Consider the following 23,699-nt stretch of genomic DNA (forward strand, 5'->3'; position numbering starts at 1 on the left):
GTTTCCCGGCAATCGACCGCTTCTTCAAGGCCAGACGATGGATGATAAAGTTGTTTTTCATTATATATAAAGCTGTCCGGAAGCACTGACAAACTTGTTTTTTGCCAATTACAATCTATAAACGCAACTTTCATTTTTATAAACGAAGGCTTCATTTATAAAAACGAAAGTTGCGTTTATATAAATGAAGCCTTCGTTTATAGATTATAATTGATAAAAAAGAACCTTGTCTGGGGTACACAGGAAGTTTGCAACCAATGGAAAAGAAGTTTTCCACCAATACTTTGCAGCACAAGATACGGTCGATAAATGTACATCCACCCGAAACGCTTCGCAGAAGGTACGGACAAAATCATACTGCCATGCGGATAATAAGCCGCAAAATTTGCGGCTTATTATCCGCAAAACCGTATATTTGCAGAAAACAGTGGTATTTATGTATATACATGAACATACGAAATGGCCTTTCTTTTCGTGGAACAAGGAAGTTGTCGGTGAGAAACTGAACAAAGTGCATAAAGCTGTAGGTTATCTGATGGGGCGACTCAGTGTAATCGGCTTCAACGACAAGATGTCTGCCGTAGTCGAATCAATCTCTCACGACATTATCGCATCATCCGAAATTGAAGGAGTGGAACTGAACAACGAGCAGGTACGCTCATCGGTAGCCCGTAAACTTGGAGTACAACTGCCGACCCCAACAGAATCATCGCGTTACATAGACGGTGTGGTGGAAATGGCTCTTGACGCAACCGCCAACTATCGCAGACCGCTCACCAACGAAAGACTGTTCGGCTGGCATAACTGCCTCTTCCCTACCGGATGGAGCGGAGCTACCCAAATTGATGTGGCAAAATACTGCAACGGAGAAATGAAAATCGTATCAGGTATGTTCGGAAGAGAAAAGGTGCATTATGTAGCACCTGCCGCCAAAGAGATAGAGAAAGAGATGAACCAGTTTATAAACTGGTTCAACTCCGACACGCACGACGGTTATGTAAAATCGGCAATTGCCCATTTGTGGTTTGTCTGCATCCATCCTTTTGACGACGGAAACGGACGAATCAGCAGAGCCATAGCCGATATGGCACTTTCGCAGGCCGAAAACTCCCCAATGCGTTTCTTCAGTATATCCCACCAAATCAACAAAGACAAAAAACAATATTACGATATATTGGAAAAGACACAAAAGGGAAATTGTGAGATTACGGAATGGATTATCTGGTATCTCGACTGCCTGCTCCGTTCGGTTGAACAATCCGACGAGACTTTGTCGAGGGTTCTCAACAAAGCTATATTCTGGCAATTCCATGCCGAAGCCGCCATATCCGAGCGACAACGCGAAGTGTTGAACCTGTATCTGGACGGTTATCCGGGAAAACTGACAACCAAGAACTGGGCTAAACGTGCAAAGGTTTCAACCGATACTGCGGCACGCGATATAAAAGACCTTGTGGAGAAAAGGATTCTTATTCCTCAAAAGGGCAGAGTCCGTGATGTTTTCTATGGTATTCAATGCAACGAATCCGTTCTTTTCATCCCTCTACCTGAAGAAGAAACAACGTAATGGTTCGATTTGCCTATCGGACTATTTACTCCTCAAGAATATATTGACCGTTCTTTCTTTGCCCAAAAGATACACACTTTCTACCATCATGCAAAAAAGGATGATAACCGAAACACTCTCCTTACCTACATGGATGCGGTATCGGCGGATAATCAATGACTATACATCAATTTTCCACCAACCACGTCTCTATGTTTCTTGTTTCGGGACTGAAATTCACACCGATTTTAAGAAGTTTGCGGGTATCTTCCACAAAAGGGCGGGCGTAGTGCTTGTCATTGATTTGCCGTAGAGCTTCTTCTGCCGTGCCGTTCAGTTTAAATTCCATCACATACACGAATCTGTCTGTCTGCAACACCATGTCTATGCGTCCGGCACTGGTATGATATTCCGCCTTTACGTAAAAGCCCAGCAGCTTATATACAATGTAAAGTACATTCTGGTAATGCAGTTCCAGGTTGCGGGCAAGTTCGTAGGGAATGTCAGAAAAGAAACTTTGCAGGCGACGGAAAAAAGAATCACAATCGCCCGCTTCTACCTCGCGAACAAATCTCTGTATTTCAAAGGGAGCTTCCACCTTATCCATATTTGTATAGTAAGGAAGCAGGAAACGGACAAATCCTTCCTCCACCTCGCGGTTAGGGAAGCCCAAACGATAAATATCAAAACGTTCATCATATCCTTTGATGGTGAGATAACCGCTTTGATAAATTACCGAGATGGGATTGGTCGACTCGGAATCGATGCTATTAAGAACCTGCGTATCGGTTTCCTCATGTGCCATCCGGTATAAATTGTAATTATGCTTTTTCAGCAGTTCCACCAAATAAGTGGGAGCACCTGTCTCAAACCAGTAACTTCTGAACTCATTCCTGTCAAAAGCCAGAAGCAGGCTGAAAGGATTGTATATTCCTTTGGAATCGTGTGTGAAATGGTAACCGTCGTACATCTCTTTCAAGCGGGCACATACTCCCTCATACGTCATTCCCCGGGCGGCGGCAAACTCATGAAGTTCGGTTTCCAGATTATCGTATAGTTCCTGTTCGCTGATACCACAAATATCGACATACTTATTCCACATCGAAATGTCATTCAGATTATTCAAATCGCTGAACACGCTGACTTTACCAAATTTGGTTACTCCTGTCAGCAAGGCGAACTTAATACAACCATCCTAGCTTTTCAACGCACCATAAAAAGCTTTCAATGTATTGCGGAAACTCTTCTGTAACTCCTCGTTACCGATAGCCTGCCACATGGGTTTGTCGTATTCGTCAACAAGAACCACCACCCGTTGTCCCTCTTGCCGACAAGCACGCTTGATGATGCCGTCGAAACGCATGGCAAGAGATTTTTCCGAAGGTTCCGCCCCATACTGTTTCTCCCACTCTACCAATGCGCCGTTCAGTTTGTTCTCCAGACTTTCGGGAATATCGTATTTCTCTGTATTCAAATCAAGATGCAACACCGGATATTTTATCCAGTCTTTTTCCAATTGCTCCATTGCCAAGCCCTCGAAAAGTTCCCGCTTTCCTTGAAAATAGGCTTCGAGCGTAGAGATAAGCAAACTTTTGCCGAATCGGCGCGGACGGCTGAGGAAATAATATGCCCCACTCTTCACCAACTGATAAATCAACGCTGTCTTATCAATATAGAAATTGCCTTCCTTACGAAGTTTCTCAAAATTCTGCACACCAATAGGATAAATCTTACTGCTCATGGGTCATTGCATTTGGTTTATTCAAATACAAATATAACGAGAAATAGCAGGAATAGCTCAAGTTTATTATGCTTTATTATATATACAAACCGAAATTAAATCTCATTTTTCCCATTTCAAACATACAAAGCGGTAAAATCATCCAATGCTACAAGAAAGCATACGATATATTTTCACATACCAAGTAACATGACATTATAACTCTTTCAAAAAATGAGAAGCGAACTCCACTGTCGAATACCTGTTCAGATTCAGCAGGGTTATATTATCAACAAATAATTTTCTAATTTTGGAATCTCGCAAAGTTTCAATCTTATCCACCAAATCCGATAAGTTTCCTTTCTCATACAAGAATCCATTCACTTTATCCATAATGCGTTCCGGATTAGCTCCTACATTCGAAAGAATGACAGGTAACCCACATTTCTGCGCTTCAACAGCAACGCGTCCAAATGTCTCCAGCGTAGAACAAACCACTAAAATATCTGCCAAATAATAGAATTTCCATATATCAGCTACAAAGGGAACAATCGAGACATACCGTTCAAGCCTATGTAAAGCAACGTATTCTTTACAAGAATCCATAGTGCCCGCATCCGGACCTACCAAGTAACAAAAAATGTCTTTTCCTGCAACTACAATCTCATTTACAGCTTGCAGCAATTCCAAATGTCCTTTATTGGAATCGAATGTTCCTACCAATAAAACAGTATATCGTTGATGAAAAGACGCAGATGGTGAAACGGGTAAATCCAACTCTACCGCTTGCTCTATTACCTTCAACTTCTTTTCCGGAATACGATGCATATAATAAGATTTTGCATAATTGGAAGTAACAAAAATTTTGAAGGATAACATACGGATACACTCCTGAATCGTATTATCCGCAAAAACAAATTTATTGTTACTCCACGTATTAGATGGAATTTCATGAATAAACCAATAATGTTTAATCCTCAAAAGTTTGCAAGCAACTGCCAAATAAGGTACTACAATCGTATTCGTAATAGCATAATCGGGATTTATTTTCAAAAGATATCTCCTAACCTTTGTTATAATACTCCTTGATTCATTCAAAAATTTAATCTTTTGCTTCACTCCTATGTTTTGACTTCCCAGAAATAGCCACCAAAGCATAGGAATGATTTCATATCCGTCTATATACGGCAAACTTTCTTTTATAAAATCGCCTTCATATGGAAAAATCACATATAATTCTATCTCAGGATAAATTTGCCGGATTCCTTTCAACAAATCAAGCAAACATTTCTGAGCCCCTCCATTACAGTTCCCGTCATGAGAAAGAAATATTAACCTCATACAATTTTTAGTATATATTTAAGATTTACAAATTCAATAGAATGAATTACTGCCTCTATAAACTATGACATTTCACTTTCCAAATAGGAATGAATCCGAACAAATAATATTTCCATTTCCCATTCAAAATACTGATTTTTAAAATATCTAATAATCCAAATAGAGAGAATCTATAATTACCTTCCTCATATAACATTTCAATAATCGGTATAAAACCCAACAAATAATATGTTCTCCTCTCGGAAGGTTTTGTCGCAATTGGATTTCGTATTGCAAATTCTCTCTTGATGTAACCACTCCCAAATTCTTTCGGAACCTTATCAATCAGTTTCAATTGTTCTGCATACGGTTGTTCGATTATAAATCTCAATTCCCAAAGCTGGAAACAATCTTCTTTACTAAGATTCATTTGACAGCCTATATGACGAAAAAGAGAAGTTGAATGTTCTATCCGCACTTGCTCATCATGAAGAGAAGAATACCCTCCATATCGATAAGTAACAAAGCAATATGGAACATATACAGCCCGCCACTGTTGGGCGTACAACCGAATCATCATATCTGAATCTGCAGAAACACAATATGACAAATCAAATCCTCCCATATCTCTCAATAACTGGGTTTTAACCAACATCGTTTGGTGACAATAATGTTCTCCAGTAATCAATTTCTCCAAATCCCCTTTCCATAAAAACTTTCTGCTCGAACTCTTTAGAACACAAGCATCAGCATAAGAATAATCGGCTTCATTCTCCTCCAAATATTTAACGCTTATCTCAATACCGGATTTATCATGGAAAAAGTCATCCGAATTTAAAATATTAACATACTTTCCTTTGGCCTTCAAAATACCTTTATTCATTGCATCGTATATTCCACGATCTGGATCTGAAAATAATGTAATCCAACCTAAGTCTACATATTTTTGCAGTAAGGATACAGTACCATCGGTGGATGCTCCGTCAATAACAATATGTTCAATATAAGGATAGCTTTGGTCACGTACGCTTTCTAAACATTGAATAATAAATTTCTCCCTCTTTGCTTTTACCAAATTATAAGTTGCTGTAATAACCGTAACCCAAGGCTTGCTTTCATTATTCTGTTCCATAGCCTTAAGCATATCTTACATATTTTATAATGGCAGAAATACAATTTCTCAGATGCGTCCGAGAGAAAGGACGTCGGAAAAATATTTTAAACGCCGTTTTTTTAAGCGAAACATCACAATTTGAATAAAGTATTTGTTTCAAAAAGTTATATGCTGTCTGTTCTTCACACTTACGACTCTTTTTACCAGAAATAACAAAATCGGAGGCTTTCATTGGAAGTATATCCTTCCATTTTTCATGTAAACGCAAAGTTGTTGAAAACCAATTTATATCATTAAAATTTCCTTGAGAAAAATGCTCTATCAACATTTGTTCGGAACAACATACATAGTTTTTATAATTCGCATATGCTATCTGTAGAGAAAAATCGATATCATAACAATGAAATCCTGTTAATAACTTCTCATCAAAGGGATGTGTCTCCCAAACATCTCTCCTCACAAAAAATCCCAATCCATCTAATGATATTACTTCTTGAAAAGGCTGATCTAAATAAGCATTCTCAACCAAAAACAACGTTCTGCCCTCTTTCATTCTTTGATAGAAATAACTAACCGTACTTGCATCACAAAACTGATGCCAACCGCCACAACATGAAAAGCGTATTTTATCTCCAACAAAACCAACCACTCCACAATCCGGTTCCCTTAACTTGGGAATTATAAAGTTCCCCCACTGAGCAGATAGTAATTTCACATCTTCATGTACAAAAAACAAATACGGGTATTTTGCCTGTTGCGCTCCATAGTTATATGCTTTTGCAATAGGCCAACACTTTTCACGATTATCAATGGCAATAATTTCATATTCAACACCTATCGTTTGTGTTATATTTTGTTCCAAATCTTTTAAAAGTTGAGGAGAAACAGAACAGATTATAATTGATATCATATTTTCAATATATTATTAATTAATGTATATGTGATAAAAAGCTATTAATTCACTTCTATAAAACGGGACCAAAAAGGATAATTATCCGCATGACACCAAGCATGACAACCAAAAGGCAACTGTTGCTTGTTACAATTATAAGCCCATTCTGCCGACACTTCCATTGAAAATTGCAAGGCTTTTGTACAGTCAGGTATTTTCAAACGATATCCTCTCTTCCTTATCTCAACAAACAGCAATACATCTTCTGGATAAAACGGCATCTTATCATCAAGCAAACAATCTATCTTATGCTTATAAGCATGAGTTATCTTTATCATTTTAGATATTCTTCTCAATGAAAATCCACCATTGCCAACCCCATACTTAAAATATTTCCATCTTTTCAATTTAGGACTATCAATAAAACGATAGAACATTCGCTTTAATAAAACGCTCTTCCTATTAACCATTTTTCTTTCCGGATGTTCTGGAAGCCAGGGAGCACCTATATAATCATAATCCTGCTTTGCCCATTCCAATAATTCATCCCGAAAAACATATGCATCCAACTGATAAACAAGCATATATTCATACGAGAGAAATCGTCTATAAAAATCTTCATCCAATACTAATTTGTTATACGCTCTGAGACTATTAAAACAATTTTCCGCAAAGCACTCTTCTTTCAGCATCGGATATTCAACCAATAAACGACTAATATCAAGACTAACAGGCTTAACTACAATAAGAGAATAATCAGACAATACTTTTACACATTGTCTCAAAGACTTTTCTTCAAATGCTGTCAAAGGAAGCCTATAAATAGGAATTACCACAACTATATCTTCTTTTCTCATACTTTCACTCTATCATTTCCACTGCAAAACCTACACAGCCTTGATTGCCCGGGTTAATCTTTCCATTACAATAGTCCAATCATAATTTTCCCGCACATATTTCACTGCCTTCTTTCCCATCTCCAATCTTAAAGACTCCGACACATCCAGTTTATAAAGATTCGATATAAAATCTTCCTTTCCTTTATAATACACTGCAGCTCCACCACTCTTATGGCAATGTTCTTTTAAAACAGCACATTTCCCATTCACCAACATTGCTTTTCCCCGACCCATTCCTTCCAAAAGAATCAAAGACAGACTTTCAAATTTAGAAGGGTTTACCAAAACTTTAGCGTGTTGGATAATGGAATATTTCTCATCATCACTCACAAAACCGGTATAGATAATATCAGGATGCCGGACAGGGGAAACGAAGAAACCTCCAACAAGTACAAACTTCAGAGATGAAGAAGGATATTTTTTCCGGTAACTCAAATAATATTGAATGATATGTTGCAACTTTCCCGCATCAATTCGCCCTACATACAGAAGATACTCATCAGGCAAGTTATATTTTTTCTTCACTACGCCCCAGTCGGCATCCACCGATTCATCTATACCGACACTGATAATACCGTGAGCCGCCATTCGTTGCCGACTAAAAATACGTTCGGCCAATGTTTGTTCGGTAATCGTATTAAAACCGATATAAGATACACGAGTAAAAATATGAGTATAAATAGCTCGAAACGTCGAACTCTCATAATGCATTGTAGGAATCAGAATGGTCTTTTCCGGAACATATAACGATACATAATACGCCAAAGGATACGAAATATTGATAGGAATTATTGCCTTATAATCATGCGAATACTCCCGGACATAAGCTATCAATTTCGGAGAATAAAATACATAGCTTTGCATTACCTTCTCTTCCATTTCTTTCATACAAGTCCAAACTGGACATAGATATGACAGAAAGCGCAACATTCCTAACTGATAAAATAACTTCCTCACTCGGTGTATCCATTTGGATTTCCGAACATAGCAATCGTGCAACTCAGGATGAACAGGCTCAACTTTAAATCGCCTGACTAACACTCCATCCATCCACTCTTCGCCTGCTGAAAACTCATTATCTCCTTTGGAATAATCCTTCACACAGGTAGTCAACACCTCGACATCATAGTCATTCACCAGTCTTTCTGCCAGCATCCGGCAATGCTGCTCAGTACCGCCATTGACCTCTTTCCCATATCCAGTGACAACAAAAGCTATTTTATCCTTCATCTTACAGCCTGTCTCTCTACTTGTCTTTTACAATCCCATTCTCACACCAAACAGTTTTATTCTCAATCACCCGATGCAACACCTGTTCATGATACTCCAAGTTCTCTCTTGATGCAAACTTATGATAAAGATGGAACTGTACTCCTCCCATCTTCAGTTGTTTTTTCTGCACACCGGCATGAATCAACCGATAAGAGATTTCAACATCTTCCTGCCCCCACATTTCCAATGTCTCGTTATATCCGTTTACCCGCATCAAGTCGTTCTTCCAGAAAGCCATATTACATCCTCTTATACTCAACATACTATGTTTCGCATATCTGTTTGCCAAATAATGACGAAGGATATGGGAACGAAAGCCATTCAGCATAAATCTATAATCTTGTTTGAGCGTGGCAGGGTGACTTTCCAACCCACGCAGAAGACGAGCAGTGTACATTCTCCCCAGTAGCACGCGGCTACCACACACAAAATAACCTTTTTCCGCCAACTCCAAATGGTCGGAAATAAAATTCTTATCCAAGATGATGTCACCGTCAATCTGGATAATATAGTCTCCTTTAGCCTGTGCAATAGAACGGTTACGAATGGCGGAAAGGCGAAATCCCTTATCTTCGTGCCACACGTGAACAATAGAAATATCGGTTTTCGCCCGCATCTCCTCTATCAATTGTCTTGTATCGTCACGAGAACCATCGTCCGCAATCAGAATCTCAGCAGGCTTTACCGTTTGTGAAAATACACTATAAAGACAAAGAGACAACGCTTCTTTCCAATTATATGTAGATATCAATAACGAGACTAACATTTCATTAAGATTTAAATTCAAATTCAATTATTTCCTTTCATCTTCCGGCCAGTTGTAGTCCAACTCTGCCTCACGCTGCAATGCAGCAGCAATAATCTCATTGGTGCTTTCTATAATTTTTTTCTTGATACTTGTTGTACTAACGCCCGGAGTATAAGGAAAATAAATCACTTTCTTTCCCGGCTGCTGTTTCATCCACTCCAATCCTTCCAGATATTTGTTTTCCCAATCATCTCCTATCGTCACAATATCAATTTCTTCTCTTTCCAACTGCGCTATTTCTGTCAGTTTCACCTGCTTCACAACTTTTGTCACACATTTGATAGAAGACACAATCCGCAACCGTTGTTCGAAAGGAATAACCGGAGGCATTCCTTTATAATGCTGTATCAATTCGTCAGTACTCACTCCCACAATAAGTTCATCGCCCAATGCAGCCGATCTCTCCAGTATATTGAGATGTCCGATATGGAACAAATCAAAACTACCCGACGTAAATACCCTAACCTTTTTTTCTTTCATATCCTTATCCTTAGATTAACGGTTTTCTATCTCTTTGATGCGTTTAGCCAAATCGTCCAAATCTTCACGCGTTTGTACTCCTAAATGAGATACTCGAAAATAATTCGGAGTTCCCCCAGGCATAATAAAAATATCATTCTTTAAAAGTTCTTTGAAAAGAATTTCTCCATTTCTCCGTACAAAAAAACCTGTGATACAATTTGAAGGTACCTCTGCCGGAATCTCCCAACCATTCTTTCTGCACAAGTTACGGAAATAGATAGCTTTCTCACGAACGGAGGCTATAATATGCTGTACTCCTATTGCCATATCTGCCTGTAAACGTGCGTGAAGTTGAAGAAATAAGGTAGTAGCCGGACTGTAAGGTGTTTGTCCACGCTCCAAGTTCTTCAGGTTCTCCTTGAAATCAAAGTAATAGGATTTATTGGCAAACTGTCTTTGGAGAATTCTTGGAGAAAGGAACAGGAAAGACAATCCTGGAGCAATATTCAACCCTTTTTGGCTACTTGTGATGCAGATGTCAATTCCTAAAGACTGCATATCCAATTCGTCCGAAAGAAACGAACTGATAGCATCCACTACCAAAGAAACATTGTATTTCTTACAAATAGCGGAAATCTTTTCCATGTTATAGAGTTGTCCGGTGGAAGTCTCATGATGCTGGCACAAAAAGACATCGGGTTGGGCAGTACGCACGCTTTCCTCCAGTTGTGCATAATCAATGTCACGAGCAAACGGAACCTCAAAAACCTCATTCGGGCAATTATAATAGTCGCAAAGGTTTTTCCAACGATAACCAAAAGAACCGCCTGCTATGATAAAAGTTTTCCGACAGGTAGAAACATAATTGGTCACAACAGCATCCATCGCCGCCGTACCCGATGCCGTATAAAAGATAACACGTCCATTCGGACAGTTTATCAGTTGCAACAGCATCCGTTCCGAATCTTTAACAAGCATCGAAAACTGCTCTGTACGCATATAAGGAAAAGGTCTGCCTCCAATCTGAAGAATCGAATCTTCAATATTTCCCGGAAAAACATATGACTTCATAGACTACTTAATTAATTTATTCAATACCTTTCTTTATCCTACCAAACCTTTTAATACTGGTGTATCTTCTCCACAAGTTCAACTTTCTTTTCTTGGGCACACCATGCCGACAGATATAATCAGCAGCAGCATCCAACATTCGCCTACAAACTTGCCCATCCAAATGAGGATCGTAGTTGTCTACAATCCAACGTCTCCGCTCTATATCCTTTTCATCGTACAAGGCAGCATCAAACGCCTCAGGCAACTGGTCGCTCTCCATGATATTTGTCCAATAAATATCTTTGGCAATGGTACGATAAGTGATAACCGGACGCCCCAACAGCAAAAATTCATACACCGTAGAAGAGGTGTCACTTATCATCACATCAGACATCAACTGATATTTGGTGACATTAAAATCATCAATCCACACGATATGCTCTTCTTGTTCTGCCAACTGCCGATATTCGTCTATCCACTCCTGTTTGGTCAACGGGTGAAATTTCAATAGCAGGACAATATCCTTTATTTTTACTAAATGCAACAATGCTTCTTTTAATGCAGGAAGTGATGTTAAAGATGGTGAAAAAGTAGGTGCATACAAGACTATTTGTGTCTTACCATGCGCTTTTAACAATTGCTCGCGCTCCCTATCGAAATCATGCCAATGGGACTTAATCCAATCCTGTTTCGGCCATCCGGTTTCAACTACTTCAAAATCACCATATTTAACAGATAATTCTTTAAATTTTTTGGTAAAAAACGGTCCTTGTGTGAAATAGGTATCAAAATATCGGCGAATAACCCAATGGTCTTTTTTCTCAGCAGCGTAGCCATGAAAAACCTGTATCTTCACTCCAGGCAAGTAATAAGGCACAATATTGCCGGGAACAAATATCGCTTCAGGAGAGAAGTCATATACTGCTTGTATAGAACCGGTGTAATTTACCTCCTCCTGCAATGAGAACACAGGAATCTTCGGCAAATGAATATACCATAATATCTGGTTTTCCGCCGTCTTTATTGCTTCTTGATAAATCGGATATAATATATCAATAGCATATTTATTTTCACAAAATAATACAATACGCATATTCCTATAATTCTAAATTATATTTAACCGTATGTTTCTTTGCAAAATAAGTCCAGAACTTCTTCCGATAAGATAATACACGCTCCACGCAATAGGACTCATCGGCCTGACGAACCCGTGCATATTCTTTTGCCAGCAACTCGAAGAAAGCCTTTTGTCCCCATAAACGTGCAAAATTCGCACATCCCATCTCCACACTTATCTTTCCAAATCCCATTCTGTTAATATCAACCAACATAAAATGGTATTCACCATTAATCTTATCAAATAAAATATTACCTGGAGAATAATCGCGGTGTATGATACCAGCCTGATGTAGTTCGGCTGTATAGCGTGCAAAAGCTACAACCACATCTTTGCAACTCTCTACATCTGCATTGCCAAACTCATAAAAATTCCGCTGATAAGGAGACTGTTCACTAACAAAATAAGAATAATTTATCAGTCCGTATTTCTTTTGCTCTATATATGCAATAGGTACTGGTGTCTCAAAACCTTTTTGAAGCAACATTTGAGGATATTCAAAAGCACGTCTCCCCTTAGGTATACGAACAAACGAATAAATGACCCGATTTATAAAAGCCGGAATTCCATAACGTTTCACATTTATTTCCATTCCGTTCACTTCCATCACTTTGATAAGATTTCTTCCGGAATAAATAATCCGTCCCTCCTTGTCAAAAGAACTTGGAATATGTTCTACAAATCTACGCAAATGCTCATATGTAGGATTTACTACTATTTTCATACTTCACTTTATAAATAGTACACGCCGTGCAAATGTAACATAATTTTTCCACCGCCACAACCATATCTCAATCAATAATCCCTTCAATCTTCGCAATCACCTGCTCAGGCTTTATCTCCCTCAAACAAGCATAATCGCCCCGCCAGCAAGGTTTCTGCCCATACACCGAGCAGGGACGGCAAGACAAATCAAGTTGCACAGTATTAACCGGTAACTGTTTCCACCCCATAAACCCTGCATAGGGATGGGTAGCCCCCCATATGGATACTACCGGAATATTCACCAACGAGGCCAGATGCATATTGGCAGAATCCATCGAAAGCATCACGTCAAGGTGGCTCATCAGATTCAACTCCGTACGCATATCCAATTTTCCTATCATGGAAACGACCGAAGGATATTTGGCAGTCCATGCATCAAAGACCTCCTGCTCTTTCCGCCCGCCACCGAAAAGGAACACCTTCACCGACGGATTGGCGGCAAAATGTGCAATCACCTGTTCCTGCAAATCCAACGGGTAAATCTTTCCCTCGTGTTTGGCAAAGGGGGCAACGCCAATCCATTTGCAATCGCCCTTACGCCCAACCATCGGTTCTATCTCGGCAAAGTCACCCCTTCCCTCTCCGTAAACGGAAGAGAAGTTGAGCAGTACCGGAAAGCCAAGTTTCTCAAGCACATCAGCATAACGACGGAAAGAACTCTTCTGGTTCTCCATCACCTTGTCGTGCCGACGAACCAGTTTTTTTTTGCCCACACGCCCTTTGCAGATAGATGCTACCGGAATACCAGCAAGCCGGAAGCGCAGACACAGATACCTTAAACGGAGCACCTGATGCAAGTCCGCCACATAGTCAAAATGCATCGCCTTCAATTCCAAATAAAGACGGTTCAGTCCCCACAAGCCTTTATGTTTACCCGTCAAATCAGCCCCAATAAAGTTAACATTATCAGGAAGTTCCTGAAAGAGAGGTTGCCATACGGTACGACTCAGCACGGTTATCTCATGTTGAGGATACTGTACGGCAAGCGAATGTATGACCGGTATTGTCATAGCCACATCGCCAAGAGCCGAAAATCGGATAATTAGAATACGCGCCATTCGTTATTTCTTTGCATAAAGCACCGGATTGAGCGCCGGGTCGTTATACATCTTCATCTGTTTATACACCTTCATATATTTTCTTCCGGATTCAATATCGGCAAGCAACTGGTCGATAGCAGCGGAAAGGTCTTTTTTCTGTTCCAGCAAGACGTTCAGTTTGGCTTGACACTGCGTGCGGTGCTCTTCGGTAGTATCCGTACGCTTCACCTCCTGCTGCATATGATAAATTTTCAAAGCAAGGATAGAAAGACGGTCTACCGCCCATGCAGGGCTTTCCGTATTGATAGAAGCGTCGGCAAGCGGCGTCACATCTTTGTATTTATCGAGGAAGTAGCTGTCAATCAGTTCCACCAGGTCGGTACGGTCTTGGTTGGATTTGTCAATTCTTCTTTTCAAAGCCAATGCTTCCGCAGGATCAATCTGAGGGTCACGGATAATATCTTCAAAATGCCATTGCACAGCATCAATCCAATTCTTCAGGTACAAATAATACTCTATCGACTTCAACTCGTAAGGATTGTTCATCGATGCGTCTACACTATCTGTTATGTGGTAATCATTGGTTGATTTCCAGAAAATCTCGTTGCAAAGGTTACTAAATGTCATAATCTTAACTAACTAATAGGTATATAATAGGACAAATCTATGTAATATTTTTCAGACAAGCAACCGTTTCTTACTTTTTTATTCATTACTTTTGTAGATACTTAAGATGAATTGTATATGAAAATCATTATAGACGACAAGATTCCCTATATAAAAGAGGCAGCCCGGGAAATAGCCGATGAAGTAATCTATGTACCGGGAAAAGATTTCACGCCGCAACTGGTACGGGATGCAGACGCACTGATTGTCCGCACCCGCACGCATTGCAACCGGGAACTATTAGAGGGAAGTCAAGTGAAGTTTATAGCGACAGCAACCATCGGTTTCGACCACATCGATACAGATTATTGCAAACAGGCCGGTATAAAATGGACAAATGCTCCAGGGTGCAATTCGGCTTCTGTAGCCCAATACATACAATCATCACTTCTTGTTTGGAAGGCGGCCAGAAACAAAAAACCGGATGAGTTGACAATAGGAATCATCGGAGTGGGCAACGTAGGAAAGAAAGTGGCCAAAATCGCACAAGATTTAGGTATGCACATTTTGCTGAACGACCCGCCACGGGAAGAAAAAGAAGGAAACCATTCTTTCACCTCTTTACATAAGATAGCAGAAGAGTGCGACATCATCACCTTCCACGTTCCTTTATATAAGGAAGGAAAGTACAAGACCTTCCACTTAGCAGACGAAAACTTCTTTTATTCGCTAAAGCGGCAACCTCTCATCATCAACACCTCCCGGGGAGAAGTCATCGAGACGAATGCCCTGTCGGATGCTTTGGACAGACAAGCGGTTTCAGATGCCATCATTGATGTATGGGAACATGAACCGGAAATTGACCGCCAACTATTGGAAAAAGTTATTATCGGTACTCCACACATAGCAGGCTATTCTGCCGACGGAAAGGCAAACGCAACACGTATGTCATTGGATGCACTCTGCCAATTCTTTCAGATAACCAGAAAATATGAAATCAAAACTCCGACCCCCGCTTCTCCCGTCATCTATGCAAAAAGCCGGGAAGAGGCTATCCTCCAAATATACAACCCCACCGAAGACAGCAACCGGTTAAAAGACCGACCGGAACGATTCGAAACTTTACGCGGAGATTATCCGTTAAGAAGAGAGGAGAAAGCATATACCATTAAATATAAGGAAGAATAGCTTGGTTACTATGCTTCCTTATTTTCATTATTGCCCATTCAACAGTTTTTCTATAACCAAAGGAAAGTGTTCATACTCCAAAGCGTGCACTTTCGCGGCTACATCATCGGGAGAATCCGTCGGAAGCACAGGACAGGCAGCTTGGAAAATCGTATCTCCTTCATCGTAATGCTCATTAATATAATGTATGGTAATTCCGGTTTCTTTCTCACCGGCAGCCACTACTGCCCGATGAACACGGTCGCCATACATACCCTTCCCACCATATTTAGGCAGAAGAGCCGGATGTATATTTATAATCTTATTGGGATAAGCATACAAAAGCGCATCCGGCACACGCAAAAGAAAGCCCGCCAATACGATAAAATCAATACGGAACTCCCGCAAAACAGCCAGAATTTCATCCCCGTCTGCCCACTCTTCTTTTGTAAATACACTGCAAGCCACTCCCAAACGGGATGCACGTTCCAACACGTAAGCATCACTTTTATTGGAGAGTACCAACGAGACTCGAGCAGAATCATTTTTCAGGAAATACCGGATAATATTCTCAGTATTAGAGCCGGAACCGGAAGCGAAAACTGCGATATTTTTCTTCATAACCCTCGATTTTTATGCACAAAACAGTGAAAAATGTGCAAAACAGTGCATTTATTTAGTCAAATATTTGCGCAAAACGATAAATATTCATTCCTTTGCACCGCAAAATTAAAGAAATAAAACTAATTATTAATTAAAAACTTAAAGTTATGTCTGAAATTGCATCAAGAGTAAAAGCGATTATCGTTGATAAATTAGGCGTAGAAGAATCAGAAGTTACTAACGAAGCAAGCTTCACTAACGACCTGGGAGCAGATTCTCTTGACACTGTAGAACTTATCATGGAATTCGAAAAAGAATTCGGTATCTCTATTCCTGATGACCAAGCAGAAAAGATCGGTACTGTAGGTGATGCTGTATCTTATATCGAAGAACACGCTAAGTAATTCGATTTCATCAATATGGAATTAAAAAGAGTGGTAGTAACAGGTCTTGGCGCCATTACTCCTGTTGGCAACAGCGTTTCCGAATTTTGGGAAAATCTTGTGAACGGGGTTAGTGGAGCAGGACCTATTACTCATTTTGATGCGTCACAATTCAAGACCCAATTCGCGTGTGAAGTAAAAAACTTCGATGCAACTAAATACATCGACCGCAAAGAAGCAAGAAAGATGGACTTATACACTCAGTATGCCATCGCCGTTGCCAAAGAAGCGGTAGAAGACTCCGGTCTTGACACAGAAAAAGAAGACTTGAACAAAATCGGTGTTATTTTTGGCGCCGGTATTGGTGGTATACATACATTTGAAGAGGAAGTAGCCAACTACTATACCCGCAAGGAAATGGGTCCGAAATTCAATCCGTTCTTCATCCCCAAGATGATTTCGGATATTGCAGCCGGCCAGATTTCCATCATGTATGGTTTCCACGGTCCTAACTATGCGACTTGTTCAGCGTGTGCTACTTCGACCAATGCCATTGCAGATGCCTTCAACCTGATTCGTCTCGGTAAAGCAAATGTAATCGTATCCGGTGGTTCGGAAGCAGCTATCTTCCCGGCAGGCGTAGGCGGTTTCAACGCTATGCACGCTCTGTCTACCCGTAATGACGAGCCCTCCAAAGCTTCACGTCCATTCAGCGCAAGCCGCGACGGTTTCATCATGGGCGAAGGCGGCGGCTGTATTATTCTGGAAGAGTTGGAACACGCTAAAGCACGCGGTGCAAAAATCTATGCAGAAGTTGCCGGTGTAGGTATGTCTGCCGATGCACATCACTTGACAGCGTCTCATCCCGAAGGGCTTGGTGCTAAATTAGTGATGAGAAATGCACTGGAAGATGCAGAAATGGACTCGAAAGAAGTAGATTATATCAATGTACACGGTACATCTACTCCGGTAGGTGATATTTCAGAAGCAAAAGCAATCAAGGAAGTATTCGGTGATCATGCGTTCGAATTGAATATCAGTTCAACAAAATCAATGACAGGACATTTGTTGGGTGCTGCCGGTGCGGTAGAGTCCATTGCAAGTATCCTTGCCATCAAGAACGGCATTGTTCCCCCGACTATCAACCACGAAGAAGGTGACAACGACGAAAATATCGACTATAACCTTAATTTCACGTTCAACAAAGCACAAAAACGCGAAGTTAATGTTGCCTTGTCCAACACATTTGGATTCGGTGGTCATAATGCGTGCGTTATCTTCAAGAAATACGCTGAGTAATATCGTGTTACGTAACCAAATAAATAAGATAAGGCTCTTGTTCCGCAAGGACAGAGAGTCTTATCTTTGTTTTTACAGAATACTCGGATTCTATCCGCGCAATATCCGCCTTTACGAGCAGGCGCTTCTACACAAATCAACATCCATCCGTTCGGAAAAAGGACGTCCTTTGAATAACGAACGGCTCGAATTTTTGGGAGATGCCATCCTTGATGCCATCGTAGGAGACATTGTCTACAAGCGTTTTGAGGGGAAACGGGAAGGTTTTCTGACGAATACCCGTTCCAAAATCGTACAACGGGAAACTCTCAACAAATTGGCCGTCGAAATCGGGTTGGACAAACTCATCAAATATTCTGCCCGCTCTTCATCTCATAACAGTTATATGCACGGGAATGCTTTTGAAGCATTTATCGGAGCCATCTATCTGGACCAGGGGTACGAACGTTGCAAGCAGTTTATGGAACAACGGATTATCAACCGCTACATTGATTTGGATAAGATATCCCGTAAGGAGGTCAATTTCAAATCCAAGTTAATCGAATGGAGCCAAAAGAGTAAAATGGAAGTTTCTTTCGAATTGATAGAACAATATCTCGACCAGGACAGCAATCCTGTATTCCAGACAGAAGTACGCGTTGAAGGATTTCCTGCCGGAACCGGTACCGGATACTCCAAAAAAGAATCCCAACAGAATGCCGCACAAATAGCCATCAAGAAAGTAAAAGACCCGGTATTCATCGCAACTATTAACGAGGCCAAGACATCACAAGCAACTGCAACCGAGAAAACCGAAACCGAACCGGAGGCGACACAAATGGCAGAACCGCTCGCCGAATCTACCCAAAACAAATGCCCATACGACGGCCTTGAACCACAAGGTCATGCTCTTCAGTGACAAGTTTCAGCCTTCCGGCAACTTCCTCAAGGGGGATAGATGAAATTTCATCTCCCTTCAGAGCCACCATGCGTCCGAATTCTCCATTGGCAATCAGTTCCGTAGCATGGCCTCCCATACGGGTAGAAAGATTGCGGTCGAAAGGAGTAGGCGAACCGCCCCGTTGAATATACCCCAATACCGTTTCGCGCGTCTCAATACCGGTTTCATACTCTATTTCCTGTGCTATATATTCCGCAGCCCGTTTGCGCCCGTCAGTCTGGATACCTTCGGCAACCACTACAATGGAATAAGGTTTGCCTTTTTTCAATCTTTCCAAAATCGTATTGCCGATATTCCTGATACTATAAGGGATTTCGGGAACAAGAATAACATCTCCCCCACCCGCCATACCGGAATATAAAGCAATCCAACCCGCCTTATGCCCCATCACTTCAATCACCATCACTCTTTTGTGAGAACTGGCAGTGGAGTGCAAACGGTCGATGGCGTCGGTAGCAATACTTACAGCCGAATCAAATCCGAAAGAGATATCCGTCCCCCAAATGTCATTATCAATGGTTTTCGGTACGGACACAATATTAACTCCCATTTCGGCAAGTTTGGCGGCTGTTTTTTGTGTGCCGTTCCCCCCGATACAGACCACACAATCCAGTCCCATCTCGCGGATATTGCGGAGAATCAAGGCAGGTTTGTCAACATCCGAAACCACTCCTCCCTTTTTAAAAGGCTTCTCACGGGAAGTTCCCAACATCGTTCCACCAAGATTCAGCAGTCCTGACAGTGATTTCTCCGTAAAGGATTCAACATCTTTTGTCAGCAATCCTTGAAAACCGCTATGGATGCCTACCACTTCCATACCATAATGATTGATGGCAGTCTTGCACACGCCACGAATGGTAGCATTAATACCGGGGCAGTCACCGCCTGAGGTTAAGATTCCGATTCTCATTGTCACATTTTTTTAGTCTATAACTCGGGGATTCTGGTAAACTCGTCAATTTTAACGATTATTTCCGTCGTAAAGATAGAAAAAAAAGATAAATAAGTTACTTTTGCACGACTAAAGATTATTATGTTTAAAGCAGAAATGAATATTACAAAAATTATCAGTAAGACTTTCGACTCCCGTTTAAAACAAATAGATCTGTATGCAACTCAGGCAAGTGAGATTCAACATCGCGTATTGAATCGCTTGGTACAGCAGGCTGCCCGTACCGAATGGGGGAAAAAATATGATTACGCTTCTATCCGCAGCTACGAAGACTTCCGAACACGCGTTCCCATCCAGACTTATGAGGAAATAAAACCTTACGTAGAGCGTTTACGGGCAGGAGAACAAAATCTGCTTTGGCCGTCGGAGATACGCTGGTTTGCCAAGTCGTCCGGCACAACAAACGATAAAAGTAAATTCCTCCCCGTCAGCAAAGAAGCATTAGAGGACATTCACTACAAGGGTGGCAAGGATGCGGTGGCACTGTATTTCCGCATCAACCCCGAAAGCCGCCTCTTTTCGGGCAAGGGACTCATTTTGGGCGGCAGCCACAGCCCGAACCTTAATTCCAACCGCAGTTTGGTAGGCGATTTGTCAGCCATTTTGATTCAGAATGTAAACCCGCTTGTCAATTTCATTCGCGTGCCACGCAAGGAAATTGCTTTGATGAGCGAATGGGAAACAAAAATAGAAGCAATCGCCGACAATACAATTCCGGCAAATGTGACAAGTTTATCCGGCGTACCCTCCTGGATGCTGGTGCTTATCAAACGTATTCTTGAAAAAACCGGCAAACAGACATTGGAAGAGGTATGGCCCGACTTGGAAGTATTCTTCCACGGCGGAGTGGCTTTCACTCCTTATCGCGAGCAGTACAAGCAGATGATTCATTCACCGAAGATGCATTATGTAGAGACCTACAATGCTTCCGAAGGCTATTTCGGCACACAGAACGATTTGTCCGACCCTGCCATGTTGCTGATGATTGACTACGGAATCTTCTATGAATTTATCCCGTTGGAAGAGGTGGGCAAAGAAAATCCAAGAGCATACTGTCTGGAAGAGGTGGAGCTGAACAAAAACTATGCGATGGTGATTTCCACTTCCTGCGGATTGTGGAGGTACATGATTGGCGATACGGTGAAGTTTACGAGCAAGCATCCTTATAAGTTTGTCATTACGGGAAGAACGAAACATTTCATCAATGCTTTTGGCGAAGAACTCATTGTAGACAATGCGGAAAAGGGATTGGCGAAAGCCTGCGCAGCCACCGGAGCACAAGTCTGCGATTACTCCGCCGCACCGGTCTTTATGGATGCCAATGCGAAATGCCGTCACCAATGGCTGATAGAATTTGCCAAGATGCCGGATTCCGTAGAAAAGTTTGCAGCCATATTAGACGATACATTAAAAGAGGTAAACTCCGACTACGAGGCGAAACGGTGGAAAGACATTGCCTTGCAGCCGTTGGAGGTAATCGTTGCCCGCGAAGGGCTGTTTCATGACTGGCTGGCACAGAAAGGCAAGTTGGGAGGGCAACATAAAGTACCACGGCTGAGCAATACACGGGAGTATATCGAGGCGATGTTGCTTTTGAACCAGTAATCTATCCAACGATTATCCGTTATTCTTCAGCATTCTCCCGATACTTAGCATACAAGCCATATCCTACTCTATATGGAGTGCGATATGGCTTTTTTGTATATCCAATCTTTTTTTTACTACTCAACGATAATTCCGCCGCCTAACAGCAAACCGTCTTTATAGAATGCGGCAGCTTGTCCGGGCGCGATAGCGGTCAGGGGTTCATGCAGTTGCACATGAAGCAGGTTGTCGGGCGTAATGGTAACCGTGCAATGGTTCTCTTGTTTGCGGTATCGTATTTTCACGATTATGTCGGAACATCCCAAGAGGCGTTCGCGGTCTACGATATTCCAGTCTTTCAATCGCATTTCTGTTTTTTCCAGCGCAGAGAGAGAAGACAATACCACTTCATTCTTTTCCGTATTAATCTCTTTTACAAAAATCGGACGGTTGAGATGAATTCCCAATCCGCGTCTTTGCCCAATGGTATAAAAAGGAAATCCTTCGTGCCAGGCTATAAAATCGCCCTTTTCATCGACAAATCTTCCCCGCTTGATAATGTCGTTCCATGTCTGACCATTTCGGACCAACCAATCTTTCAGGAAACTCCGGTAGTCCATCGGGCAGAAGCAGACGCCTATGCTGTCCTTTTTGGTTGCCACTTTCCGGAATCCGCGGTCGGCAGCCCAAGCACGAGCATCGGTTTTAGTGATGTCGCCCATTGGCAAGAGCATTCGGGAAAGTATATCCTGCTTCAACCCCCACAGAAAAAAAGACTGGTCTTTATCCGAGTCAAGAGCAGGCGTAATATAATAGATATCTCCCAACTTTACTTTTCGTACATAATGACCGGTAGCGATGTAAAAAATGCCCATTTCATCGGCTATTTGAGCCAGCAAAGGCCACTTCAGACGATTATTGCACAGCGTACAAGGCACGGGAGTATGTCCCGTCAGATACTCGTGCACAAAATATCCGACAATTTGTTCATTGAAAACTTTACGCACATCGTACGTTATGTGGCGAATCCCCAAACGTTCCGCCAAGCTACGGGCGTCTTCCAGATAGTCGGTTGCTCCGTTGAGTTCATAAAAACGAAAGGTCACTCCGGTCACTTCATAACCGGCTTCTAACAATCGTATGGCTGCCACGGAACTATCTGTGCCGCCACTCATTCCTAACAATACCCGCTTACTCTCTTCCATCATACTGCAAAATTAAGGATTTTCCCACGTCTTCGCAGATAATGGAATTTAAAATGTATGAAAGACAAGAGCATTCTTGCCAAAAGACTTTTTTACCCTATCTTTGCACATAAATATAGTACTTCATGAAATACAAACTTATCGTGCTCGACCTCGACGGCACACTTACCAACTCAAAAAAAGAGATTACTCCGCGCAACAAGGAGATGCTGATACGTGCACAACAACAAGGTATCCGGCTGGTACTGGCCTCAGGCCGCCCCACCTACGGCATCGTCCCGTTGGCAAACGAGCTGCGCATGAACGAATTCGGCGGTTTTATCCTTGCCTACAACGGTGGAGAAATCATCAACTGGGAAACCAAAGAGACGATATACGAAAACGTGCTCCCCAATGATGTCATCCCTACGCTCCACGAAAGCGCACGCACCCATCATCTGAGCATACTGACTTACGACGGAGCAGAGATTGTCACCGAAAAGCGCGACGACCCGTATGTACAGAAAGAGGCTTTCCTGACCAAAATGGCAGTGCGCGAAACCAACGACTTCCTGGCAGACATCACGCTTCCGGTAGCCAAATGTCTCATTGTAGGGGATGCGGAAAAACTTATCCCTTTGGAAGCCGAGCTTTCCCGCCAACTGCAAGGACGCGTCAATGTGTTCCGCTCGGAGCCTTATTTTCTCGAATTAGTTCCGCAAGGAATCGACAAAGCCCAGTCGCTCGGCGTCTTACTGAAGGAGACGGGTATGGCGCGCGAAGAAATCATCGCGATAGGTGACGGCTACAACGACTTGTCGATGATAGAATTCGCCGGACTGGGTATCGCTATGGGCAACGCACAGGAACCGGTGAAAAAAGCGGCGGACTACATCACGCTAAGCAACGACGAAGACGGCGTTGCCGAAGCCCTCGATAAGTTTCTCTGCCGACAATAGAACGCATATCCGGA

At 41.7% G+C, this 23,699-nt stretch carries 22 protein-coding genes and 1 pseudogene; 7 read left to right on the forward strand and 16 right to left on the reverse strand.

Going from position 1 to position 23,699, the window contains the following annotated elements; translation table 11 throughout:
* The first annotated feature begins 436 nt into the window (after window positions 1-436).
* Entirely contained in the window at window positions 437-1,567 is a 1,131-nt protein-coding gene (locus QZ331_RS01990; RefSeq protein WP_294627577.1) for a Fic family protein, read from the forward strand.
* Window positions 1,568-1,733: 166 nt separating this feature from the next.
* On the opposite strand, the pseudogene QZ331_RS01995 reads toward QZ331_RS01990, so the two are convergent.
* The 13 genes and pseudogenes from QZ331_RS01995 to QZ331_RS02055 all read right to left on the reverse strand — a co-directional run bounded on the left by QZ331_RS01995 (window position 1,734) and on the right by QZ331_RS02055 (window position 14,635).
* A pseudogene (locus QZ331_RS01995) lies at window positions 1,734-3,287 on the reverse strand (ATP-binding protein).
* Between the two features lie 195 nt (window positions 3,288-3,482).
* Window positions 3,483-4,607: a glycosyltransferase family 4 protein gene (locus QZ331_RS02000; RefSeq protein WP_294627579.1), complete on the reverse strand. Its 1,125-nt coding sequence runs from the start codon at window positions 4,605-4,607 to the stop codon at window positions 3,483-3,485.
* 55 nt (window positions 4,608-4,662) lie between these two features.
* Window positions 4,663-5,718: a glycosyltransferase family 2 protein gene (locus QZ331_RS02005; protein WP_294627581.1), complete on the reverse strand. Its 1,056-nt coding sequence runs from the start codon at window positions 5,716-5,718 to the stop codon at window positions 4,663-4,665.
* A gap of 4 nt (window positions 5,719-5,722) precedes the next feature.
* On the reverse strand, window positions 5,723-6,610 hold the full coding sequence (locus QZ331_RS02010; protein WP_294627583.1) for a glycosyltransferase: 888 nt from the start codon (window positions 6,608-6,610) through the stop codon (window positions 5,723-5,725).
* A 44-nt stretch (window positions 6,611-6,654) separates the two neighbouring features.
* Window positions 6,655-7,449 carry a DUF5672 family protein gene (locus QZ331_RS02015; protein WP_294627585.1) on the reverse strand — a complete coding sequence of 265 codons (795 nt, stop codon included), beginning with the start codon at window positions 7,447-7,449 and terminating at the stop codon, window positions 6,655-6,657.
* A 30-nt stretch (window positions 7,450-7,479) separates the two neighbouring features.
* Window positions 7,480-8,721 (reverse strand): glycosyltransferase family 4 protein, encoded by a 1,242-nt coding sequence (locus QZ331_RS02020; protein WP_294627587.1) that lies wholly within the window; start codon window positions 8,719-8,721, stop codon window positions 7,480-7,482.
* Window positions 8,722-8,737: 16 nt separating this feature from the next.
* Entirely contained in the window at window positions 8,738-9,529 is a 792-nt protein-coding gene (locus QZ331_RS02025) for a glycosyltransferase family 2 protein (RefSeq protein WP_294627589.1), read from the reverse strand.
* A gap of 27 nt (window positions 9,530-9,556) precedes the next feature.
* Entirely contained in the window at window positions 9,557-10,051 is a 495-nt protein-coding gene (locus QZ331_RS02030; protein WP_294627591.1) for an adenylyltransferase/cytidyltransferase family protein, read from the reverse strand.
* A gap of 15 nt (window positions 10,052-10,066) precedes the next feature.
* Window positions 10,067-11,104, reverse strand: a complete 1,038-nt coding sequence (locus QZ331_RS02035; RefSeq protein WP_294627593.1) for an aminotransferase class V-fold PLP-dependent enzyme — start codon at window positions 11,102-11,104, stop codon at window positions 10,067-10,069.
* A gap of 16 nt (window positions 11,105-11,120) precedes the next feature.
* Window positions 11,121-12,179: a CDP-glycerol glycerophosphotransferase family protein gene (locus QZ331_RS02040; RefSeq protein WP_294627595.1), complete on the reverse strand. Its 1,059-nt coding sequence runs from the start codon at window positions 12,177-12,179 to the stop codon at window positions 11,121-11,123.
* Window positions 12,180-12,183: 4 nt separating this feature from the next.
* Window positions 12,184-12,927 (reverse strand): lipopolysaccharide kinase InaA family protein, encoded by a 744-nt coding sequence (locus QZ331_RS02045; RefSeq protein ID WP_294627596.1) that lies wholly within the window; start codon window positions 12,925-12,927, stop codon window positions 12,184-12,186.
* Between the two features lie 67 nt (window positions 12,928-12,994).
* Window positions 12,995-14,026, reverse strand: coding sequence for a glycosyltransferase family 9 protein (locus tag QZ331_RS02050; RefSeq protein ID WP_294627598.1), 1,032 nt, complete (start codon window positions 14,024-14,026; stop codon window positions 12,995-12,997).
* Between the two features lie 3 nt (window positions 14,027-14,029).
* Window positions 14,030-14,635, reverse strand: coding sequence for a DUF4254 domain-containing protein (locus tag QZ331_RS02055; RefSeq protein ID WP_294627600.1), 606 nt, complete (start codon window positions 14,633-14,635; stop codon window positions 14,030-14,032).
* A gap of 117 nt (window positions 14,636-14,752) precedes the next feature.
* On the opposite strand from QZ331_RS02055, the gene pdxB reads away from it, so the two are divergent.
* Complete coding sequence (gene pdxB / locus QZ331_RS02060; RefSeq protein ID WP_294627602.1) at window positions 14,753-15,802, forward strand: 4-phosphoerythronate dehydrogenase PdxB; 1,050 nt, start codon at window positions 14,753-14,755, stop codon at window positions 15,800-15,802.
* 27 nt (window positions 15,803-15,829) lie between these two features.
* On the opposite strand, the gene purN is transcribed toward pdxB, so the two are convergent.
* A complete protein-coding gene (purN, locus tag QZ331_RS02065) occupies window positions 15,830-16,402 on the reverse strand; it encodes a phosphoribosylglycinamide formyltransferase (RefSeq protein WP_294627604.1) in 573 nt (190 codons plus the stop codon).
* Window positions 16,403-16,551: 149 nt separating this feature from the next.
* Between purN and QZ331_RS02070 the strand changes: the two genes are divergently transcribed.
* From QZ331_RS02070 to rnc, 3 genes are read left to right on the forward strand one after another with little or no spacing between them, the layout of a single operon-like run.
* The gene (locus tag QZ331_RS02070; RefSeq protein WP_004291965.1) at window positions 16,552-16,788 is read left to right on the forward strand and encodes an acyl carrier protein; all 237 of its coding nucleotides are present in this window, start codon (window positions 16,552-16,554) and stop codon (window positions 16,786-16,788) included.
* Between the two features lie 15 nt (window positions 16,789-16,803).
* Window positions 16,804-18,066: a beta-ketoacyl-ACP synthase II gene (fabF, locus tag QZ331_RS02075; protein WP_294627606.1), complete on the forward strand. Its 1,263-nt coding sequence runs from the start codon at window positions 16,804-16,806 to the stop codon at window positions 18,064-18,066.
* Window positions 18,032-18,964, forward strand: a complete 933-nt coding sequence (gene rnc, locus QZ331_RS02080; protein ID WP_294627608.1) for a ribonuclease III — start codon at window positions 18,032-18,034, stop codon at window positions 18,962-18,964. Before fabF ends, rnc begins: the two co-directional genes overlap by 35 nt.
* On the opposite strand, the gene QZ331_RS02085 is transcribed toward rnc, so the two are convergent.
* Window positions 18,906-19,916: an ATP-dependent 6-phosphofructokinase gene (locus tag QZ331_RS02085; RefSeq protein ID WP_294627610.1), complete on the reverse strand. Its 1,011-nt coding sequence runs from the start codon at window positions 19,914-19,916 to the stop codon at window positions 18,906-18,908. The two genes, rnc and QZ331_RS02085, sit on opposite strands and share 59 nt — an antisense overlap.
* A 138-nt stretch (window positions 19,917-20,054) precedes the next feature.
* On the opposite strand from QZ331_RS02085, the gene QZ331_RS02090 reads away from it, so the two are divergent.
* Window positions 20,055-21,563: a GH3 auxin-responsive promoter family protein gene (locus QZ331_RS02090; protein ID WP_294627612.1), complete on the forward strand. Its 1,509-nt coding sequence runs from the start codon at window positions 20,055-20,057 to the stop codon at window positions 21,561-21,563.
* A 116-nt stretch (window positions 21,564-21,679) separates the two neighbouring features.
* Here the strand turns inward: QZ331_RS02090 and mnmA are convergent, their stop codons facing one another.
* Window positions 21,680-22,750, reverse strand: a complete 1,071-nt coding sequence (gene mnmA, locus QZ331_RS02095; protein ID WP_294627614.1) for a tRNA 2-thiouridine(34) synthase MnmA — start codon at window positions 22,748-22,750, stop codon at window positions 21,680-21,682.
* Between the two features lie 122 nt (window positions 22,751-22,872).
* Between mnmA and QZ331_RS02100 the strand changes: the two genes are divergently transcribed.
* Window positions 22,873-23,685 (forward strand): Cof-type HAD-IIB family hydrolase, encoded by an 813-nt coding sequence (locus QZ331_RS02100; RefSeq protein WP_294627616.1) that lies wholly within the window; start codon window positions 22,873-22,875, stop codon window positions 23,683-23,685.
* The last annotated feature ends 14 nt before the right edge of the window (window positions 23,686-23,699 follow it).

Origin of the sequence: uncultured Bacteroides sp. (assembly GCF_910586915.1) — a bacterium.
Classification (GTDB): Bacteria; Bacteroidota; Bacteroidia; order Bacteroidales; family Bacteroidaceae; genus Bacteroides.

Coding starts and splice junctions, on each gene's coding strand:
- QZ331_RS02035 (WP_294627593.1), bottom strand. CDS start 11,104: ATGAAGTCATATGTTTTTCCGGGAAATATTGAAGATTCGATTCTTCAG.
- QZ331_RS02045 (WP_294627596.1), bottom strand. CDS start 12,927: ATGAAAATAGTAGTAAATCCTACATATGAGCATTTGCGTAGATTTGTA.
- QZ331_RS02005 (WP_294627581.1), bottom strand. CDS start 5,718: ATGGAACAGAATAATGAAAGCAAGCCTTGGGTTACGGTTATTACAGCA.
- QZ331_RS02000 (WP_294627579.1), bottom strand. CDS start 4,607: ATGAGGTTAATATTTCTTTCTCATGACGGGAACTGTAATGGAGGGGCT.
- QZ331_RS02055 (WP_294627600.1), bottom strand. CDS start 14,635: ATGACATTTAGTAACCTTTGCAACGAGATTTTCTGGAAATCAACCAAT.
- QZ331_RS02090 (WP_294627612.1), top strand. CDS start 20,055: ATGAATATTACAAAAATTATCAGTAAGACTTTCGACTCCCGTTTAAAA.
- QZ331_RS02040 (WP_294627595.1), bottom strand. CDS start 12,179: ATGCGTATTGTATTATTTTGTGAAAATAAATATGCTATTGATATATTA.
- rnc (WP_294627608.1), top strand. CDS start 18,032: ATGCGTGCGTTATCTTCAAGAAATACGCTGAGTAATATCGTGTTACGT.
- QZ331_RS02015 (WP_294627585.1), bottom strand. CDS start 7,449: ATGAGAAAAGAAGATATAGTTGTGGTAATTCCTATTTATAGGCTTCCT.
- QZ331_RS02010 (WP_294627583.1), bottom strand. CDS start 6,610: ATGATATCAATTATAATCTGTTCTGTTTCTCCTCAACTTTTAAAAGAT.
- QZ331_RS02025 (WP_294627589.1), bottom strand. CDS start 9,529: ATGTTAGTCTCGTTATTGATATCTACATATAATTGGAAAGAAGCGTTG.
- mnmA (WP_294627614.1), bottom strand. CDS start 22,750: ATGATGGAAGAGAGTAAGCGGGTATTGTTAGGAATGAGTGGCGGCACA.
- QZ331_RS01990 (WP_294627577.1), top strand. CDS start 437: ATGTATATACATGAACATACGAAATGGCCTTTCTTTTCGTGGAACAAG.
- QZ331_RS02030 (WP_294627591.1), bottom strand. CDS start 10,051: ATGAAAGAAAAAAAGGTTAGGGTATTTACGTCGGGTAGTTTTGATTTG.
- fabF (WP_294627606.1), top strand. CDS start 16,804: ATGGAATTAAAAAGAGTGGTAGTAACAGGTCTTGGCGCCATTACTCCT.
- QZ331_RS02020 (WP_294627587.1), bottom strand. CDS start 8,721: ATGAAGGATAAAATAGCTTTTGTTGTCACTGGATATGGGAAAGAGGTC.
- QZ331_RS02070 (WP_004291965.1), top strand. CDS start 16,552: ATGTCTGAAATTGCATCAAGAGTAAAAGCGATTATCGTTGATAAATTA.
- purN (WP_294627604.1), bottom strand. CDS start 16,402: ATGAAGAAAAATATCGCAGTTTTCGCTTCCGGTTCCGGCTCTAATACT.
- pdxB (WP_294627602.1), top strand. CDS start 14,753: ATGAAAATCATTATAGACGACAAGATTCCCTATATAAAAGAGGCAGCC.
- QZ331_RS02085 (WP_294627610.1), bottom strand. CDS start 19,916: ATGAGAATCGGAATCTTAACCTCAGGCGGTGACTGCCCCGGTATTAAT.
- QZ331_RS02050 (WP_294627598.1), bottom strand. CDS start 14,026: ATGGCGCGTATTCTAATTATCCGATTTTCGGCTCTTGGCGATGTGGCT.
- QZ331_RS02100 (WP_294627616.1), top strand. CDS start 22,873: ATGAAATACAAACTTATCGTGCTCGACCTCGACGGCACACTTACCAAC.